Here is a 635-nt window from a genome sequence, read left to right as displayed (position 1 = left end):
GGTGTGCATGTTGAGGGTGAAATTGCGCCTGCGGACCGGATCGCCGAGTGCGGGCGCATCCGAAGGCAGCGAGGTGGGCAGGCGGGTGGGGCCGGCGGGCGCAGCTTCGCCTACATCAAACGACATGATCTCGAGCGGCGCACCACTGTTTCCATCCATCCCCATCATGCCGCGGTCGCCCATCATGCCTCTATCGCCCATCATCATGGAGCCGCCCCTGTCACCCATCATGCCCCCGTTCATCACGCCATTCATCCCGATGTCGCGCGAGACAAGAGAAACAGGTGACCGGTCCGAGAATTCGACCACGATCTCGGCCCGTTCGGCACCGTCGAGTTGCAGGCTGGCCATGGCAAGAGGGCGGGCCAGAAGGCCGCCGTCACTCGCGACCTGGTGGAATTGCCTGCCGTCGGTGAAACGGAAATCATACACGCGCGCATTCGACGCGTTCAGGATACGCAGGCGTACCAGACCCGCCGGAACTGTAAGCTTGGGACGGATCACACCGTTGACGAGGATCTGGTCCCCCTGGAACCCATGCATCCGATCCATCATGCCAAGACTATAGGTCATGCGGCCTGACCGATCGAAGCGTCGATCCTGCACGATGAGTGGAAAATCGTTCACGCCATAGT

Annotated in this window: 1 pseudogene; it reads right to left on the bottom strand. The window is 61.6% G+C overall.

The features are described from left to right. Window positions 1–573, bottom strand: a pseudogene (locus A3764_RS19145) (multicopper oxidase domain-containing protein); the annotation flags it as partial. Window positions 574–635: the final 62 nt, after the last annotated feature.

Origin of the sequence: Sulfitobacter sp. HI0129, from assembly GCF_001635395.1 — a bacterium.
GTDB lineage: Bacteria > Pseudomonadota > Alphaproteobacteria > Rhodobacterales > Rhodobacteraceae > Sulfitobacter.
This window is presented reverse-complemented; position numbering and strand designations above follow the sequence as displayed.